The organism is Occallatibacter sp., from assembly GCF_035317045.1.
Classification (GTDB): Bacteria; Acidobacteriota; Terriglobia; order Terriglobales; family Acidobacteriaceae; genus Telmatobacter.
In genome coordinates this window covers 100,267-117,975 of sequence record NZ_DATHHT010000033.1, presented here as the reverse complement: position 1 = coordinate 117,975, position 17,709 = coordinate 100,267, and the positions used below count along the sequence as shown (strand labels likewise).

15 protein-coding genes are annotated in these 17,709 nt (G+C 59.1%); 6 read left to right on the top strand and 9 right to left on the bottom strand.

Features of this window, described 5'->3' with window-relative positions; translation table 11 throughout:
- Window positions 1-181: 181 nt before the first annotated feature.
- On the top strand, window positions 182-568 hold the full coding sequence (locus VK574_RS16160) for a BlaI/MecI/CopY family transcriptional regulator (protein WP_472800891.1): 387 nt from the start codon (window positions 182-184) through the stop codon (window positions 566-568).
- Window positions 565-1,911: a TonB family protein gene (locus tag VK574_RS16155; RefSeq protein WP_472800890.1), complete on the top strand. Its 1,347-nt coding sequence runs from the start codon at window positions 565-567 to the stop codon at window positions 1,909-1,911. The genes VK574_RS16160 and VK574_RS16155 overlap by 4 nt, the downstream gene beginning before the upstream one ends.
- A gap of 301 nt (window positions 1,912-2,212) precedes the next feature.
- Here the strand turns inward: VK574_RS16155 and VK574_RS16150 are convergent, their stop codons facing one another.
- The 6 genes from VK574_RS16150 to VK574_RS16125 all read right to left on the bottom strand — a co-directional run bounded on the left by VK574_RS16150 (window position 2,213) and on the right by VK574_RS16125 (window position 7,750).
- Window positions 2,213-2,971 carry a molybdopterin-dependent oxidoreductase gene (locus tag VK574_RS16150; protein WP_472800889.1) on the bottom strand — a complete coding sequence of 253 codons (759 nt, stop codon included), beginning with the start codon at window positions 2,969-2,971 and terminating at the stop codon, window positions 2,213-2,215.
- Complete coding sequence (locus VK574_RS16145; protein WP_472800888.1) at window positions 2,968-3,705, bottom strand: cytochrome b/b6 domain-containing protein; 738 nt, start codon at window positions 3,703-3,705, stop codon at window positions 2,968-2,970. Before VK574_RS16145 ends, VK574_RS16150 begins: the two co-directional genes overlap by 4 nt.
- 291 nt (window positions 3,706-3,996) lie before the next feature.
- On the bottom strand, window positions 3,997-4,386 hold the full coding sequence (locus tag VK574_RS16140) for a hypothetical protein (RefSeq protein WP_472800887.1): 390 nt from the start codon (window positions 4,384-4,386) through the stop codon (window positions 3,997-3,999).
- A 1,176-nt stretch (window positions 4,387-5,562) separates the two neighbouring features.
- Window positions 5,563-6,624, bottom strand: coding sequence for a cyclic dehypoxanthinyl futalosine synthase (gene mqnC, locus VK574_RS16135; RefSeq protein WP_472800886.1), 1,062 nt, complete (start codon window positions 6,622-6,624; stop codon window positions 5,563-5,565).
- Window positions 6,625-6,686: 62 nt separating this feature from the next.
- Entirely contained in the window at window positions 6,687-6,842 is a 156-nt protein-coding gene (locus VK574_RS16130) for a hypothetical protein (protein WP_472800885.1), read from the bottom strand.
- 320 nt (window positions 6,843-7,162) lie between these two features.
- The gene (locus VK574_RS16125; RefSeq protein WP_472800884.1) at window positions 7,163-7,750 is read right to left on the bottom strand and encodes a c-type cytochrome; all 588 of its coding nucleotides are present in this window, start codon (window positions 7,748-7,750) and stop codon (window positions 7,163-7,165) included.
- A gap of 255 nt (window positions 7,751-8,005) precedes the next feature.
- Here VK574_RS16125 and VK574_RS16120 point away from each other — a divergent pair, with 255 nt between their 5' ends.
- Window positions 8,006-8,752: a hypothetical protein gene (locus tag VK574_RS16120; protein WP_472800883.1), complete on the top strand. Its 747-nt coding sequence runs from the start codon at window positions 8,006-8,008 to the stop codon at window positions 8,750-8,752.
- 177 nt (window positions 8,753-8,929) lie between these two features.
- Here the strand turns inward: VK574_RS16120 and VK574_RS16115 are convergent, their stop codons facing one another.
- The 3 genes from VK574_RS16115 to VK574_RS16105 form a co-directional block, all read right to left on the bottom strand.
- Complete coding sequence (locus tag VK574_RS16115) at window positions 8,930-9,304, bottom strand: DUF6632 domain-containing protein (RefSeq protein ID WP_472800882.1); 375 nt, start codon at window positions 9,302-9,304, stop codon at window positions 8,930-8,932.
- Window positions 9,305-9,524: 220 nt separating this feature from the next.
- Window positions 9,525-11,054, bottom strand: coding sequence for a fumarate hydratase (locus VK574_RS16110; protein WP_472800881.1), 1,530 nt, complete (start codon window positions 11,052-11,054; stop codon window positions 9,525-9,527).
- Window positions 11,055-11,966: 912 nt separating this feature from the next.
- A complete protein-coding gene (locus tag VK574_RS16105; RefSeq protein ID WP_472800880.1) occupies window positions 11,967-12,806 on the bottom strand; it encodes a DUF488 domain-containing protein in 840 nt (279 codons plus the stop codon).
- 211 nt (window positions 12,807-13,017) lie between these two features.
- Between VK574_RS16105 and VK574_RS16100 the strand changes: the two genes are divergently transcribed.
- The 3 genes from VK574_RS16100 to VK574_RS16090 all read left to right on the top strand — a co-directional run bounded on the left by VK574_RS16100 (window position 13,018) and on the right by VK574_RS16090 (window position 17,545).
- Window positions 13,018-14,316 (top strand): MFS transporter, encoded by a 1,299-nt coding sequence (locus tag VK574_RS16100; RefSeq protein ID WP_472800879.1) that lies wholly within the window; start codon window positions 13,018-13,020, stop codon window positions 14,314-14,316.
- A gap of 82 nt (window positions 14,317-14,398) precedes the next feature.
- Window positions 14,399-15,403 (top strand): YpdA family putative bacillithiol disulfide reductase, encoded by a 1,005-nt coding sequence (locus VK574_RS16095; RefSeq protein WP_472801006.1) that lies wholly within the window; start codon window positions 14,399-14,401, stop codon window positions 15,401-15,403.
- Between the two features lie 270 nt (window positions 15,404-15,673).
- A complete protein-coding gene (locus VK574_RS16090; RefSeq protein WP_472800878.1) occupies window positions 15,674-17,545 on the top strand; it encodes a sensor histidine kinase in 1,872 nt (623 codons plus the stop codon).
- Window positions 17,546-17,709: the final 164 nt, after the last annotated feature.

Here is a 17,709-nt window from a genome sequence, read left to right as displayed (position 1 = left end):
AAGTGAGAATTCTGCAACGATGCTGCGGGTCGAGCTTTGGGGGAATTTCGCGGGCAAGGCGACTGTAATACCGGCACCGGGGGAGGGTCAATCGGATTTCGAGCTGGAGGACTCGTGTCCTAAGACTTTAGTTGACAGAGGAGCGGAATGGGGGTAGGCTCCTAAAAATATAGGAGGTCGCGTGGGGGCTAGTTCGGCAAAGAGCGGGTTGACCAAGCTGGAGCTGAGGATCATGCAGGTGATCTGGAAGCGGGGGAGCAGCACAGTGGCGGAGGTGCAGGCGGAGATGCGCCCGCCTCTGGCGTACACGACGGTGCAGACGGTGCTCAATATTCTGGAACGCAAGGGCAAGCTGCATCGCGAGTTGGAGGGGCGAGCGTTTGTTTATGCGGCGAAGGTGAGCGAGGAGAAGGCCTACGGACAGAGCCTTCGCGATCTGATTGACCGGATGTTTGGCGGGTCGAGCGAAGTGCTGGTGATGAGCCTGCTGAAGAGCCGGCAGATCGATGCGAAGCGGCTGGCGAAGCTGACCGAGCAATTCAGCAAGGAGAAGGGAGGCGCGGCATGAGCGGCTTTGAGTCGGCGCTGGTGTCTTATGTTTTGAATTCGCTTTGGCAGGCGCCGCTGGTGTTTGCGGCAGCGTGGATTGGCGCGCGAGGTTTGAGAGCGGCAGGTCCGGCGGCGGAGCATCGCGTCTGGGTGAGCGCGCTAGTGCTGGAGAGCGCGCTGCCTGCGTTGTCGATTCTTCCCTGGGAAAAGATGCACTTTGTGTGGCCGTGGTTTGCGCATCAAGCTTCAGCGCCGGATGGGCAGGTGTCAGTGCGAATGGGTGTGGGAGCCGGGGACGGATTTGCCGCGCTGCGACTGCCGCCGGGGGTGATGGGGGCGCTGGCGATTGTGTATGCGGCGGCAACGGGGTATTTCATCGCGCGGTTCGTGTGGCGTTGCGTGCGGTTGTCGTTGCTGAGAAGAGGAGCGGAGCCGCTGCGGTTGAGCGGGGAAGCTGCGCTTTCGTTTGAGCGATGGCTGAAACGTATGGGCATTGCGGGGCCGGTCGCGATCGTGGGCTCGAAGGAAATTTTTGCGCCGGTGACGATGGGCATTGTGCACGGGCGCGTGATGCTTCCGGCGGGGATGATAACGCACATGCCGCAGACTGATCTGGACACGGCGATTGCGCATGAGTTTGCGCACATCCGGCGCAAGGATTTTTTGAAGAACCTGGCGTATGAGATTGCGGCGCTGCCGTTGAGCTACCACCCATGTCTCTGGGTTACGCGGCAATTCATGACGGAGACGCGGGAGATGGTGTGCGACGAGATGGCCGCGGGAATTTCAGGGAGCGAGGAGTATGCGCAATCGCTGTTGCGGCTGGCGGCCTTGTTGTTGCAAGGCAGGGCTGTGAGGGTCCCGCATGCGATCGGAATTTTTGATGCCAACACCTTGGAGAGGAGACTTATGAAACTTACTGAGAAGAAGAGGCAGATGGGCGCGCTGCGTGCGACAGTATGGGTCGTGGCGTGTGTAGCGCTGGGAGTGGTTACGGCGGCGTCGGCGGTGGCGCTGCGTGTGGGGGTTGATCCTCAGGCGAGCGCGGATAAGCAGGATTCGAAGAATGGCGCGCCGCACTCCGTTCTGCCAGAGAAGATGCAGGCAAACCTGATCAGCAAGGTGGCTCCGAAGTATCCGCCGGAGGCGAAGACAGCGAGGATCCAGGGGACGGTGGTGCTGGATGCGGTGATCGGCAAGACGGGACACGTGGAAAACTTGAGGGTTGCGTCAGGACCGAGCGAGCTATTGCAGTCGTCTCTCGATGCAGTGCGGCAGTGGAGATACAAGCCGTTTTTGTTGAATGGGAAGCCGATCGAGGTGAAGACGACGATCAGCGTGGTGTATTCGCTGGAGAAATAGATCCGAGCTGTGAGCCTGCCTAGTTGATGGATCCAGTTCGTTTGATGAAGGCCGGAAACCCAGGTCTGAAAATCCAGACCTGGGGCACCCGGGAGGGAACCCGTAAAAGCCGATCCTTCGCGCCGCTTACCCCTCTGCGTGGGGCCCCAAGCTTGCGGCGCTCAGGATGACACATCTCCCCTTCTGTTGAGTGAATGAGGGTAGTAGCAGCGCTCAGAATGACACGGAAGAATCTGGTGAATGACAAAGGAGAGTCCGGTGAATGACACAGGAGAATCCGGTGTCAGGGCTTCTCAGTCATTCAGATGCCGGCGTACCAGGCGTAGCCACCTTCGGAGGAGGCGGAGCCGAGGCCTTTGCCGAAGTGCTTGAGCGAGTCGGTTGCGGTGATGCGGGTGATGTATTTGACGCTCTTGTAGCCTAGCTGGCGAGGCACGCGCAGGCGGAGCGGAGCGCCGAAGCCGACGGGAAGTTCGCCGTCGTTCATGCCCATGGTGAGGAAGGTTTGAGGGTGCGTGGCATCGGCCATGTCGATGCTTTCCCACCAGTCTTTCTCAATGGAGAAATAGACGACGTACCGTGCCTGGGGCAGAACGCCGACGGCGTCGAGGACATTGTGCAGAGGCGTTCCAATCCACTCCGCAACATAAGACCATCCCTCTTCGCAGGCCACCTCGGTGATCTGGTTGTGAGTGGGAAGGCCTTTGAGATCGGCAAGCGAGAAGGATGTAGGATGCGCGACCATGCCGTCGACGGAAAGCTTCCAATCGGAAAAGCCGGTGGCTTGATGGCGCTTGAATTCTTCGCCCGGCGGCGCGGTTTCGTTGCGGAAGGGTTTCTCGGAAATCATGCTGCGCGGGAATTCGCGGGCGATCGAGTGGCGGGTGAGCAGTCGCTGGGCGGCATAGGTGAGGGTTTCTCCGGGGCCGTAGATTCCGCCGCCATCGGGTGGGATGAGGCCGTAGCTACGGGCGATGCGATCGGCGGCGGCAAGACCGGTAACGCCTGCGGTGGCGGCGATACCGGTGGTGATGAGTTTGCGGCGAGAGATGTTGCTCATGGGCGCTCCGAGGAAGAATTGATACGGCCTGTGATCATGGCACGGGTGCGGCTCCAGAATCCAGCGAGAACAATCATCGCGACGTGGACGATGAGGAAGAGAACGAGAAGATCGGTGACGAAGAAGTGCAGCGTGCGCGCGGACTGACGGCCACCGAGCAGATTGACGGTTGCCGGGAGTACGGAGTCAAACGCGGGGGAAAGAGCGAGGCCGGTCCAGATAACGAGAGGGAAGAGGACGAAGATCACGAGGACGTAGGCGGTGCGCTGGACGACGTTGTACGCGTCGTTTGACGCGGGATCGGGCGGAGCGCGGCGGAGGCTCTTGGCAAAGACATTGCGGAAGGCGCGCCAATTGCGGTCGGCGGGTGAGGGGAGCAGGTTCCGCGAGAAGTGACGATTGAGCAGGCTCGCGATGACGTAGACGAGGCCGGTGAGGACGAGAACCCATGCCGCTTCGAAGTGAAGATAGCGGGACCAGCCATTCTGATCGGGCATCACGTAGTTGTAGCCGGAGGGAACGGTATCGCGCGATGCGGGGATGGGGATCTTGAAGAGCGGAGTGGTGCCGGAGTTGCCGGTTTCGCCCCAGTAGAAGCGCGGGTGCGAAATGACGATTTCGCCGCCAGTTACGAGCAAAGCCAGAAACGAAATGACGGTGAGCCAGTGGGTTACGCGGACGAGCGCGGAGTGGCGCCGGGTAGCTTGCATTTGAGGCGAGGAAGTGACGGACACGCGGCGAGGATAGCACAAGGCAGGCGCGAATGACCCCGGAATTCTTGGGGCTTGTCTAGCCTCTGCGCGAGAGAAAAAAGTGGATTGGCTTTCTGCTTTCCCAGGTTTCAGAAGCGAGATCTCCACCCCGCGAACCAAGACCGGTTCGTGGGGACCCCGGACCTGGGGCACAACCTGCAGATGTGTTGAAGCGGACTGGTTTGGTCGGAGTTTCATCGTCGAATTTCATGCATATATTTTGTGGAAAACCGCAAATATCGGAGGGGGGTGGGGGGTAGGTGCCCGCGCGGATCAGGAAGCATGAGATTTGACGGAAGGGGGCTGAACGCGCGATGCGGCGATCGCAACCTGCGCGGCATAGAGAAGCTTGGAGGCATCGGCGGTATCGATGACGTCAAGGAGGATCGCCTGGGCGATACAGGCGATGAAGTCGCGGATGTTTTCGAGCCCGGAGAGCGGTGGGAGGGCAGCGCGGAAGGCTCTCCTGGCAGATCTGATCGCAGCGATTTCGTCGCGGCGCGAGGCGCGCTCGGTTTTGTAGGCGCCGTTGTAGGCCTCGACGCAGCGAGTTCCGGCAGAAGAGATCGGGGCAGGAGAAACCGCCGGCAGCGATTCCGCTAGCGGCGACGACGTGGGAGCGATTGCGAGCTGGGATTCATGGAGTGCGGCGGCATCGGACACGGGGGTTCCTTTCAGAAATGACAATGGCATCGAGAGTCGGTTGAAGCGTCTCTCGATGCCTACAGTTCAATTGTGCGATTTTGCGGCTTAATTATCTGCAAAGTTTGCGGATTTATTTTGTGCGTAGAATGAGGGAGTTGCGGGGGCTTGGCGGGAAATGGGGGTTGACGGAATCGTGAGGAGAAAAGGGATTGGAACTTTACCTATTGAGCAAGGGGTAGTTCCCGAGTGGGCGGTCCTCGCCCGGGAATCTGTGAAAAGCCGTCAGGCCGCAATCAGACAACCTCGGCCCCTGTTTCATTTGCCTTTCACGTGGACTCGGACCAGTCGTCACAATGCGCGGGGAAAACCTTGTCAATCATCTTTTCGTAGTTGCGAATGAGATCACGACAGATCAAACACGTTTTGTAATGAGGGTGACTATCTATCAATTCGTCGGAGACCAGCAACACAGGGAGCAGGCTTTGGAACTCCGCGCAGGTCATGCTCGCATCTTCAGACATCGTGAGACTTCTTTTTCGTGCGAATCGGGTGCGGCGATGGTGTTTCGGTTTATTTCCGAACCGGCGAAATTAGTGTTTACACCTCAACCGTTGATTTTTCTTCCGGGGCCGTATGAAATTTGAGTGTACCGGATGTGGGTTGATCTCCGAAACCGGCATTCCGGTCATATTGTGGCTCAACCGGAGATTACTCCTGCGATACTAGGACGCTTTAGGCATTAACCGGCTCCATGAATCGTGAGTTGGTTGGAAACAAGGGACAAATAAATCTGCTTGTCGCAGTTCGACAATCCTAGGTACCAATCGCGCAATTTGTCGTTATTCAAATTGCACCTTCCACTTGTCTCAGCAAGGATAGCGCGATCATTTCGAAATCGTTGGCGGTTGGTGGACAATTCGGAAGGATCTTCGATCTGGACCATCCGAAAAACAACTGCAGGTTCCTCCACTGCGCTTTGCTCCGGTCGGAATGACAGTTTTGGAGGGGATGAGTCGTGACTTGGTCGAGTTGTGGTCAATTGGGAAGTGTCAATCTGGAAGTTACCTTTTCGATGACAGGTTGTTGCGGATTGACGCGCGAAAAACAAAAGCAGATCCTTCGTGCCGCTTACCCCACTTTCGTGGAGCCACAGGCTCGCGGCGCTCAGGCTGACAAGCGCTAAAGGAGCGATGCTTAATTGAGGAACATGGTGCGGTAGAGGGTGTCGCGCTGGACGGGCTTGAAGCCGGCGTCGCGGATGATGCGGCGGAGTTCTTCTTCGGTGGTGCAGTTGCTGGTGCCTGCCGCCTTGACTACGTTTTCTTCGAGCATGACGGAGCCTACGTCGTTGCCGCCGAAGTGAAGACCCAACTCGAGCACCTTGAGTCCTTGCGTGACCCAACTGGCTTGTACGTTCTCGATGTTGTCGAGGTGGAGACGGGCGATGGCGAGGACCTTGAGGTATTCGACTGAGGTGGCTTCTTCCCAACCGCGGCCGCCGAGAGCGGTGTTGCCGGGCTGAAAGCTCCAGGGGATGAAGGCGGTGAATCCGCCGGTTTCTTCCTGCAGGTTGCGGACGACTTCGAAGTGGTTGATGCGCTGGTCGAATGTCTCGCCGACGCCAAACATCATGGTGGCGGTGGTGCGCATGCCTAGTTCGTGAGCGGTGCGGTGGACTGCAACCCAGTCGGCGGTGCGGCACTTGAGGCGGGCGATGCGTTTGCGGACGTCGTCATCGAGGATTTCGGCGCCGCCGCCGGGGATGGAGTCGAGTCCTGCATCGCGAAGGCGGGCGATGGTGGTGCGCAGGTCAAGTTCGCTGTACTCGGCGATGGCGAGGATTTCAGATGCGCTGAGACAGTGCAGCCAGATTTTTGGGAAGCGCTGCTTGATACCGGTGAAGAGGCGTTCGAACCAGTCGATCTTCAAGTCGGGGTGAAGGCCGCCCTGCATGAGGACGCCGGTGCCGCCCATCTCCTCGGTTTCGGCGATCTTTTCGTAGATTTTTTCGAGCGAGAGGATGTAGCCCTCGTCGGAGCGGGGGATATTCTTTCCTTCTTTGGGGAGGGGGCGGTAGAAGGCGCAGAAGGTGCAGTACTCGGTGCAGAAGTTGGTGTAGTTGATGTTGCGATCGATGATGTAGGTGACTACGCCTTCGGGGTGGAGGCGGCGACGGACAGCGTCGGCCTCGAAGCCCAGCCCGATGAGGTCAGGGGAGTTGAAGTAATCGAGGGCTTGCTGGCGGGTCAGCGACATATATCAAGTTTACAGGGAGCAGAGACTAGGGACTAGGGGACTAGGGACTCGTGGAAGCGGGATCAGCCGCGTTTGGATTTGCGGAAGAGGAAGAGGCCTTTGCGCTGGACGGGGTCGCGGCGGGTTCGCGAGAGGTTGGAGGCGGTGGAGATTCCACTGAAGAGGACGAACCAATCCCAGAAAGCGCGGAGGGTTCCTTTTTGGGGTTCGGTACTCATCGTCGATCGCATCCTCGGATGGTCATGTGACCTGGTTATTGGAGTGGTGAAAGCTGCTGTTAGGCTCGGAAAATTTGGCTCGAAAAATTGCAGGAGGGACGGGTTTACTGGCCCGAGTTGGGCCTGGAGGCAGGTTTGGGGGGCGGCTTTTTGGCCGGGGAGGAGATGCCGAAGCTCATGAGGAAGAAACGAAGGCCTTTGCGGAAGGAATCGACGAGACTCATGGCCTGACCTTTCCAGAGACACTTTCAGAGTATCGTGTGGGGCAGCGCAGGGCGAATGCCGTTGGCCAGGCACTGCGTTCTCTGTTGCCTGGAATGCTATTGATCTTCTGAGGCTGGTGGAGGGGTGGGCAGGTGGATCGGGGCATCGGCGGGCGGGGCGGGTGCGCGATTGAGGAGTTCGAGGGCGGACGGAGGCATGGGCTTGCTGGCGTTGGCCAGGAAGATGCTGACCTGCCACATTTCGGTATCACTGAGCTGGGTTTTGAAGGAAGGCATACCCGTGAGGCGAATGCCGTTTTCGACTTTCCAATAGGTTTCACCGGATGGGTCGTCACTGACGCCGACGACGGTGGGATCGTTGCGGTGCGGCTCAAGGAGCGGGGGAGCGTCAGGGTACATATGGGAGCCGATGGCAGCAGTTTTGCCGTGGAGGCCGTGGCAGACGGCGCAGCGTTCAACGTAGATGCGAGCGCCGGCGGTCAGGTTGAGTTGATCGGGTTCCATGTGGGTGCCGACCATGTCCTTCTGGATGCGTGCATCGAGCGGCAGGCTGACGAGCTGACGCTCGTAGGGAAACGGGGGATCGCCGACGGCGACCGGCACTCTGCCATAGGTGAGGAAAGCCAGGACGGCGAGGGGAACGAGAACAATGCCGAAGATGAATCCGAGCAGGAATCGACCCATGAAGAGTAATCGCCTCCGTGGCTCTCATCGTATTGCATGCAGGCGGGGATAGCGGCAAAATCCGCCGGCGCGCGTCCAAAGGGTGACAGCCCTGCGCAGCCCAGTTCGAGATGTTTAAATATCGATAGGGGTGCGCTCGGCTCCGTAAAGGGTTTCACCCACGGACGAAGACCTGTCCGCGGCGAACCCGGCGTTCCACCCCACGGACGAAGACCTGTCCGCGGGGACCCAGTAGTTGGAGGTAAGTCAAGACCGATGTTTTCTTTTCGCCGTTCTGCAGGTGTTCTGGCGGTTATTTCGCTTTTATCGTTCGGTGCTCTGGCGCAGAGCACAGATTCCAGCAGCAGCACACCCGCGCAGGAGCAGCCGCAAGGCCCGGCCGCTGCGCCAATCCAACAGGGTCAGCAGACGGTGCAGGCACGCATCCGGGCGCGGCGCGAGGCGCGGCGGGCGCAGGCCATCCATGACGCGTACTCGCATTTGTACGAGGTGTTTGTGGGCGGCGGCTATCAGCGATTTACGCCGGGACCGGGGTTGCAGCGGGTAACAATGTACTCGTGGGATGTGGCGGTTTCGCGCTTCTGGACCGAAAAGCTGGGTCTGACGTTTGACGGGCGCGGGTATTACGGGACGGCATTTGTGGGTCTGCGTCCGAACAACGGCAACATCACGCGGCCAGCAATCAGCACCTATGACGTCCTGGTGGGGCCCACATACCGCTTCAGGATGCGGCCGAAGTATTCGATCGCCGGAAGCGTGAAGGGCGGCGTGGCGATGAGCAACTTTGCAAGCGACACGAACGGGTTTGGCACGGCGGTAAACGGTCTCTATCCGGATGGGACAACCTACGCGATCAACGCGAGCTTGATCGGCGAGGTGAACATTTCGCCGAGTCTGTCGTTGCGGCTGGCGCCGGATTATATGGCGACCGGGTTCGGTTCGACATTGCAGAACGATCTCGGGTTTACTTACGGGTTTGTGTATCGGTTTGGAAAACAATAAAGCAGGGACTGAGGGACCAGGGACATAGGGACTAAGGCGGCTCACCGGATGGTGAGCCGTTGCTATTTGTGGACGGCGTAGTTGGCGGGGCCCATCATGTGGATTGAGACATAGGGCTCGTCGCCGATGACCCATGCCGAGCGGGATCTTCGACTGTAGAGAATGCGGGAACGGTCTTCACGATTGGTGCGCCGGATAGGGGCCTGGACCGGGCTGGGGCGGAGGAGGCGCGAGAGCAACCAGGGCTATGCCGATGACGATGAGAACTGCTACGCCAATCAGCTCTCCGCGCGCGACCATATTGCAGAATGCCTGTGTACCCATTAAAGCGGCGTGCGCGAAGCTGGACCAGGCGGTAAAAGCGATGAGGCTGCGGTGTGCTGAAGGGTTGCGAATGGCGAGCAACAGAAAGACACCCAGCGTGACGTAGAGACTGAACTGCATCGAGAGTGCGGGCGCCTGGCGCACAAAGACGATCATCGGATAGGCCAGGGCAAGAAACAGAATTCCGACCAAAGCAAGAACGACCTTTAAAGCAAACTGTGGTTTCATGTCTTCCCTCGCGGGGATCGGGGTACGGGACACACGGTCAATCATTAATCGCCGTGAAGAGAGTCTAGCGTCTTCTTGACTGGTTCGCATTTGCATTCGCCAAGGACAGCCAGGTACGTGCCTGCGCCAAGAAAAGGCAACTGCAGGTTCCTCCGCTCGTCGCCATGGCGCCTCGGTCGGAATGACAGCGTTGCGGAAATCTCTGATCCGACAATGTGACTCACTGCAGGATCGGGATATTGGCGATGCGTTGCTGCCACTCTGCTGGGCCGGTGTTATGGACGCTTGTGCCCTTGGAGTCGACAGCGACGGTGACGGGCATGTCTTTGACTTCGAATTCGTAGATGCCTTCCATGCCGAGATCTTCGAACGCTAGTTGGCGGGAGTTGATGATGGCTTTGGAAACGAGGTATGCGGCTCCGCCGACGGCCATCAGGTAGACTGCGCCGAATTCCTTGATGGCCTCGATGGCGGTGGGACCGCGCTCGGCTTTGCCGACCATGCCAAGGAGGCCGGTTTCAGCGAGCATCTGACGGGTGAACTTGTCCATGCGGGTGGCGGTGGTGGGGCCGGCGGGGCCGATGACTTCTTCGCGGACGGGATCGACGGGACCGACGTAGTAGATGAAGCGATCGCGGAAGTCAACGGGGAGTTTTTCGCCGCGGCTGAGCATGTCGGTCATGCGTTTGTGGGCGGCGTCGCGGCCGGTAAGGAGCTTGCCGTTGAGGAGCAGGACTTCGCCGGGTTTCCATGTGGCAGCTTCGGCGCGGGTGACGATATCAAGGTTGACGCGCCTGGCGCGGGAGACATCGTAGGTGAGCTTGGGCCACAGGTCGAGCGAGGGCGGATCAAGGTATGCGGGGCCAGAGCCGTCGAGGACGACGTGCGCGTGGCGCGTGGCGGCGCAGTTGGGGATCATGGCGACGGGCAGGTTGGCTGCGTGAGTCGGGGTGTCGAGAATTTTGACGTCGAGGACTGTGGTAAGGCCGCCGAGGCCCTGTGCGCCGATGCCGAGGCGATTCACTTTGTCGAAGAGCTCGACGCGAAGCTTTTCGGCTGTGGTTTTGGGGCCGCGGTCGATCAGGTCCTGGATGTCGATGGGGTCCATTAAGGATTGCTTGGCGAGGAGCATGGCTTTTTCTGAAGTGCCGCCGATGCCGATGCCGAGCATGCCAGGAGGGCACCATCCGGCGCCCATGGTGGGGACGGTTTTGAGGACCCACTCGACGACGGAATCGGATGGGTTGAGCATGACGAATTTGCTTTTGGCCTCGGAGCCTCCGCCCTTGGCGGCGACGGTGATGTCGACCTTGTTGCCTTTGACGAGTTCGACGACGACGGCGGCGGGGGTGTTGTCCTTGGTGTTCTTGCGGGCGCCGGCGGGGTCGGCGAGTAGTGAGGCGCGGAGCTTGTTGTCGGGGTCGAGGTAGGCGCGTCGGACGCCTTCATCGGACATGCCCTGCATGTCGAGGGTGGGCGGCCCGCCGTCGGGGCCTTGGAAGCGGACATCCATGCCGACTTTTACGAAGACGTTGACGATGCCGGTGTCCTGGCAGATGGGGCGGTGACCCTCGGCGCACATGCGGCTGTTGATGAGGATCTGCGCCATGGCGTCTTTGGCGGCATGAGATTGCTCGCGCTCGTAGGCCTTGGTGAGGGAGGTGATGTAGTCGGTGGGGTGGTAGTAGCTGATGTACTGGAGGGCGCCGGCGACGCTGCGGATGAAATCTTCCTGGCGGATGACGGTCATGGGTGGAGCTCCTCGAACCTTCTAGGGTAAAGGACTGGAGGGATGGGTGGCGAAACGAAGGGGGTGCTGCTGCGGGTGTTGGCGTTTTTACTTCCGAATTGGCCACGACTCGACCGGAAGCGAAACACCGCGTGAATCGAACCGACGCTGTAGCATTGTTTCCTGCTGGATATAACCCGAATGGGAGGACAACGGCTCCGTGAACCGCGCCCTTGCAAATGTAGCACTGCTAGTTCTCAGCTCCGTCGCGGTCTGCCAAACCTCGAACCGTACATCAGACTGCTCAACACTGAAATCCGCGCGACGGCACAAGGTTTCTTGCCTCTGTGGCAGCGTCGAAATCTGTTCAGGAGATATTTGTGGCAGTCCCTCGGTCTATGAGCTCGACGACGATATCACTGTGGAGCTTCGAGACAAGAGTGGCGTCACCCTCGATACCAAGAAAGCCGTGATCGAAATAAGCGAACTATTATCTAGCTTTCATTCTGCACAAAAACGGCATACCGCAACCGGCACTAGTATTCCCCACAAAGTATTCTCATAAAGCGAACGAAGTGGGCAACAGTATTTACATGCTGGAACCAATCTGTCCAAAGTGATTTTGGCTGCTCTGGCCGTATCACCGTCAAATCGGAAGTAAGGATCTCTGCAGCTGGAATCTCGCGAAGAACCGCAGATGTTTCGACTGCGCTTCACCACGCGTGAAAAGGCCCGTTCGCGGACGTTGCAGCTTTCCCAGGTCTCAAAGGCGAGACCTGGGGCCCTCGCCCAGTTCAAGGTTCGCCTCCTGAAGTTGAGACTCAATTCTCTCCAACTCCGATTGCGAAAAATAGTGGTCGTGCGTATCTCCCTCGACGCGTAGCGCAGCCAACAAGCGTTGCTTGCGCTGTTCTAATAGCTTGATTCTGCCTTTCAAGACAGAGACTTCACTAGACCGCTCAAACATTTATTTAGCTTACCCTTCCTTGGAGATCGGCGACAGGACTGCGATACCTCCGCTTTCCGTGGGGCCCGGACCCGGGCATCCGTGACGCTACGCGACCGAAAGAAGGACTGGCGATTGTTGGGATCGTGCTTTCCCACCCAAGCGGAGCTTGGATGGGGCACCCTTGTTCGATGCCGGTAATTGAGTCTGCGGGGCAGATCTTTCCACTGCCTCTTCACTGCGCTCTGGGAGCGCTCAAGATGGTATTTTTTTTTAGGAGGATCGAACAGCGTGGCGGATTCGTCTGATGCGGGGTATGTGGGTTGGCCGTCGACAATTTTGAGGAAGGGCGTGAGTTTGTGCTCTTTGGCGGGGGCGGTGGTGAGGATGTCGCGGACTTCCCAGGCTTTGAGGATCATGGCGTCAGAGGTGAGGGAGCGATGGCAGCGCCACGGGACGGCTTCGGCGCACATGATGGCGGTTGGGGTGGTGCTTGCGATTTGCGCGAGGGCGGCGAGGCCTTCGGCGAATTGCGGCGTGGCCATGTAGTCGGCATAGCCGCGAAAGGAGGGGTTGCGCCAGCCGGTGTTGGTGGAGTCTTTGCGGCTGTGACGGCGGCCGCCGAGGGCTTTGAGATGCGTGTAGGCGATGTTGGCGGCGCTGAGCGAGGATGACAAATCATCGGTGTTGAATTGCGGAACGTGGCGTGATTTGGGGATGGAGCGGACATCGACGAGATGGCGAATGCGGTGCGCGTTCAGCAATGCGATGAACTCTTCGATCGAGTGAGTCGAGTGACCGATGGTGAAGAGGACGTTGGTGGGCACAGCTCTATCGTAGTTCCGATCAGAAGGAGTGTAGTGAGGCTGAAAAGCAGATTCTTCGCTCACCACCCCCGAACCTGCCCCAAAGAGCTTGACGCTCTTCGGGGCCCCTGGTGCGTTCGGGGCCTCGTTCTCTCAAAATGACACTTGCGTTTGTGGCGGTGCGTTGAATGGCAATCATTGACAGACGCATTGGTTAGAATGCAACAAGCTGATGACCTTCCCTGAAGCAGCAAAAAAGCGCATCAATACGCCGCGGCAGGTTTTGTTTGCGAGCCTGGTGGGGACGGCGGTTGAGTTTTTCGATTTCTACATTTATGCGACGGCGGCGGTGCTTGTGTTTCCGCGGCTGTTCTTTCCGGCGACGGATCCCGCATCGTCGGTGCTGGCGTCGCTGGCTACGTTTGCGATTGCGTTTGTGGCGCGGCCGATTGGGTCGGCGCTGTTTGGGCACTTCGGGGATCGGATCGGACGCAAGCGGACGCTGGTGCTGGCGCTTTCGACGATGGGCGTTTCGACGTTCGTGATTGGAACGCTGCCATCCTATAAGTCAATTGGGTTAGCGGCGCCGTTGTTGCTGGCGCTCTGCCGATTCGGGCAGGGGATCGGGCTGGGCGGAGAGTGGGGCGGCGCGATTCTGCTGGCGGTGGAAAATGCTCCGCCGAAAAAGCGCGCGCTGTACGGCATGTTTCCTCAGCTTGGGGCGCCGCTGGGCTTTCTGCTGTCGGGGGGGATTTTTCTTTTGCTCTCGCGGTGGCTGACGGATGCACAGTTTTTTGCATTCGGGTGGAGGCTGCCGTTTCTGGCGAGCGCCGTTCTGGTGCTGCTTGGTCTTTACGTGCGGCTATCGATCACGGAGACGCCGGTCTTTCAGGCTGCGGCCAAGCGCGCGAAACCCATGGCTATTCCCATCGCGCAGGTCTTTCGAAGGCACACACGAGACTTGATCGCAGGGATTCTGGTTTGCCTTGCGACCTTTGTTCTGTTTTACCTGATGACGGTGTTTGCGCTGTCGTGGGGAACGACCGCCTTGCACTATCCCCGCGCAGAGTTTCTTGTGCTGCAACTGATCGCGGTGGTGTTTTTTGCGCTAGCGATTCCGCCTTCAGCATGGCTCGCTGAGCGAGGGCGAAGGCCGGTGATGTTTGGGGTTTCGATTTTGATTGCGGTTTTTGGATTGTTTCTGGCTCCGATGTTCACAGCCGGACCGAAGGGTGCGCTGCTGATGATGGTGCTTGGGCTGGCGCTGATGGGCGTGACGTATGGGCCGCTCGGCACGGTGGTTTCCGAGATGTTTCCCACGCCGGTGCGGTACACCGGCGCATCGCTTGCATTCAGTATGGCCGGTATTCTGGGCGCGTCGCTGGCCCCATATATTGCGACGTGGCTGGCTAACAAGTATGGGCTTTCATTTGTCGGCTACTACCTGACGGCCTCGGCGATCTTGTCGATCGTGGGGTTGCTGATGATTCGGGAGACGAGTGGAGAGGACCTTGGAACGTTGGTCGAGTGATCGGCTGGTCGGGTGGATGTCCTAAGCTTGAGTCATGGCGGAATATCCTGCGGATTCTATTCCGGACGCGATACCCTCGTCGATGCTGGTGCGCGATGGGGCGAAGGCTGCGGACGCTTTGTTTGATGTGCTGGTGATTGGAGCGGGGCCGACGGGGCTGGCTTGCGCGATCGAGTCACAGAAGGCCGGGTTCAGCGTGGTGCTGGTGGACAAGGGATGCGTTTGTAATTCCTTGTTTCACTATCCATCGCACATGACGTTTTTCACGACGCCGGAGCTGCTGGAGATTGGGAACATTCCGTTTCCGAGTCCGAATCCAAAACCTTCGCGCAATGAGGCGTTGCAGTATTACCGGCTGGTGGCGGCACACTACAAGCTGGATGTGCGGCAGTATGAGCGCGTGGAGCGGGTGACAGGCGCGGACGGCGCTTTCACGGTGCATACGGAGGATCGGTTCGGAAGGCCGGGTGAGTTGAAGGCGCGCAAGCTGATCGTGTCCAGCGGGTACTACGATCTGCCGAACTATATCGGAATTCCCGGCGAGAGGCTGAGCAAGGTGTTTCACTACTACAACGATCCTCATCCTTATTTCGATATGGATGTTGTTGTGATCGGCGGGAAGAACTCGGCGGCCATTGCCGCACTGGAATTGTGGCGGAGCGGTGCGCGTGTGACGGTGGTTTATCGCGGTGCGGGGGTTCAGCCCCATGTGAAGTACTGGATCAAGCCGGACCTTGAGAATCGCATCAAGAACGGGGAGATCAAGGCGTACTTTCGCGCCAATGCCGTCGAGATCACGCCGGACGCGGTGGTGATTGAAACTCCGGAAGGTCGCGAGACGATCAAGAACGATTTCGTGTTTGCGATGACGGGATATCATCCGGACTTCAGTTTTCTCGAGAACATGGGAGTACGGTTCGAGGGGCCCGACAAGTTGCCGGTGTGCAACGCGGAGACGCTGGAGAGCAACGTGCCGGGGATTTACCTGGCGGGCGTGATTGTGGCTGGATCGCGCACCAACGAGATCTTTATTGAGAACGGCAGATTTCATGGGGGGCAGATTGCGCGGGCGCTTCTTGGTTCGTAGCGAGGTGAGTCTGAAGTCGATGACAGAAACCGGGAATGCAAAAAGCAGATTCTTCGTTCACCACCCTCAAACTGAAATGCGTTTGGGGCTCCGTTCGCTCAGAATGACAGCGTCGATTGGAAAATGACAGCGTCAATTGGAAAGCAGATTCTTCGATTCTTCGCTCAACGCCCCCAAACGGAACCGCGTTTGGGCCTATTCCCTCAGAATGACAGCGCTCATTGGTAAACTTAAGGCACTCGTGTTTCCGATGAATATGAGGGTGAACTGATGCGGTGGTGGCCGCGCACGGTCCGGTGGCAGCTGATTGTCTGGCTGATGCTACTTGAGGCGCTCTCAGTAGCGCTGTTTGCCACGTTCCTTGTCAACATCGAGGGGCGGCAGATTCGACAACGCGCGCTGGAGCGGCTGGCGCACCAGGCCACTTCGATGGCCCTGCAGGCGGAAGAGGCGTATCGGCAGCAGCATCCGGAGATGATGTTGCCGTCGTTGCGAATGATGGGCGAAGCGCCGAGCGTGGCGCAGGCCAGGATCACCGATCTGGCAGGGAACGTGCTTTTTGTAAGCCAGGGCGACGCGGCATCCCAACTGCTCCCCGAAGAGAAAGCGCAGATCGCACTGATGCACGCGCACGAGCCGCGCGTATTTTCATTTGGCAATGACCGTCGCGAAGGTGTGAAGGCGATCTACGACGGTAAGGACATTCGCGGATATGCGTGGGTCGAGACGGACCGCTCGTGGGATACCGAGCAACTGAAGACGGTTTGGCACAGCTCGTTTTCGTTCGGGCTGATCTGGATTGGCGCATCGGGATTGCTGGTGCTGCTGATGTCGCGCTCCATTTCGCGGCCATTGAGCGTTCTGCAAGGAGGGACGCGCGCATTAATGGAGGGACCGGGCACGAGCGCGAAGTTTCCACTGCCGGTAACGGTGGACAACGAGTTCGGGGATCTGATCCAGGCTTTTAACCGGATGGTGGCCGCACTGGAGGAACAGCGCTCGGGATTGAACGACACGCTGTCGCTGCTGGATTCAATGCTGGCGAATGCGCCGATCGGGCTGGTGTTCTTCGATCGGCAGTGCAGAATTGTGCGGGTGAATCAAGTATTCGCGGAGATGACGGGAGTAGCACTGAGCCGGCACCTGGGACGCACGCTGCCAGAGGTGCTACCGGAGCGCATTGCCATTCGCCTGGAGGACGCGATTCGGCACGTGATCGAATCGGAGCAGCCGGTACACGATCTGGAACTGGAAGGGAAAAGCAGCGAGACTGGTGTGATGTGGACCTGGCTGGTGACTGCCTACCCGGTGCGGCCCACTCCCGAAAGGGTGCGCTGGGTGGGCGCAATTGTGATGGATGTGAGCGAGCGCAAACGGAGCGAGGATGCGCTGCGCCGGACAGAGAAGCTGGCGGCAACGGGGCGCCTGGCCGCTTCAATCGCGCACGAGATCAACAATCCGCTAGAGGCGATCACGAACCTGCTTTACCTGCTGCGCAGGTTCTGCGAGCTGGACTCCGTCGCATTGAATTACGTGACGATTGCGGAGCGCGAGGTGCGGCGCATGTCGGATATCACCCAGCAGACGCTTCGTTTTTATAGGCAATCGACGCTGCCGGCGCGGGCCACGATGGAGGAGCTGCTGGACGCTGTGCTGAACATGTACAGCGCGCGGCTTGGGACGCTGGGTGTCACGGTGGAGCGGAGCTACGATCCGAGCCTCGATGTGTTCTGCTTTGCGGGCGAGATACGCCAAGTGATTTCAAACCTTGTGAGCAACGCCATGGATGCAACGGCGGGCGGGGGCCGGCTCATCGTACGAGCGAGGCGTTCCCGGGACTGGGTGCACCCGCTGCGCGAGGGGGTGCGGATTACGATTGCCGATACCGGGAGCGGGATGACCGGCGAGGTGCAGGGCAGGCTGTTTGAGGCATTTTTTACAACCAAGGGAGCTACCGGGACCGGTCTAGGACTTTGGGTGAGTCACGAGATCATCCTGAAGCATCACGGAATTATCCATTTGCGCAGCCGGGCGCGGTCGGAGGGCGGGGCCTCGGGTACGGTGTTCCAGATCTTCTTTCCCGACAACGAGGAACTGACGGGCGGGTTGCTGGCTGAGGAGCAGGTGGCATCACAGGCGTAAGGCATGCGGATTCAGGGGCTCGGGGGGTGCGAATCTGTTACCAAAGCGCGGAACTTTTGGCCGGGACCTGGGTTAGTAACGATGACGGCGGGTACAAGTGCCCGTCAAAATAAAGGACATCGGCACAGCAATGATGCGCATCAGCACAAGCAGGCGTGCGGGAG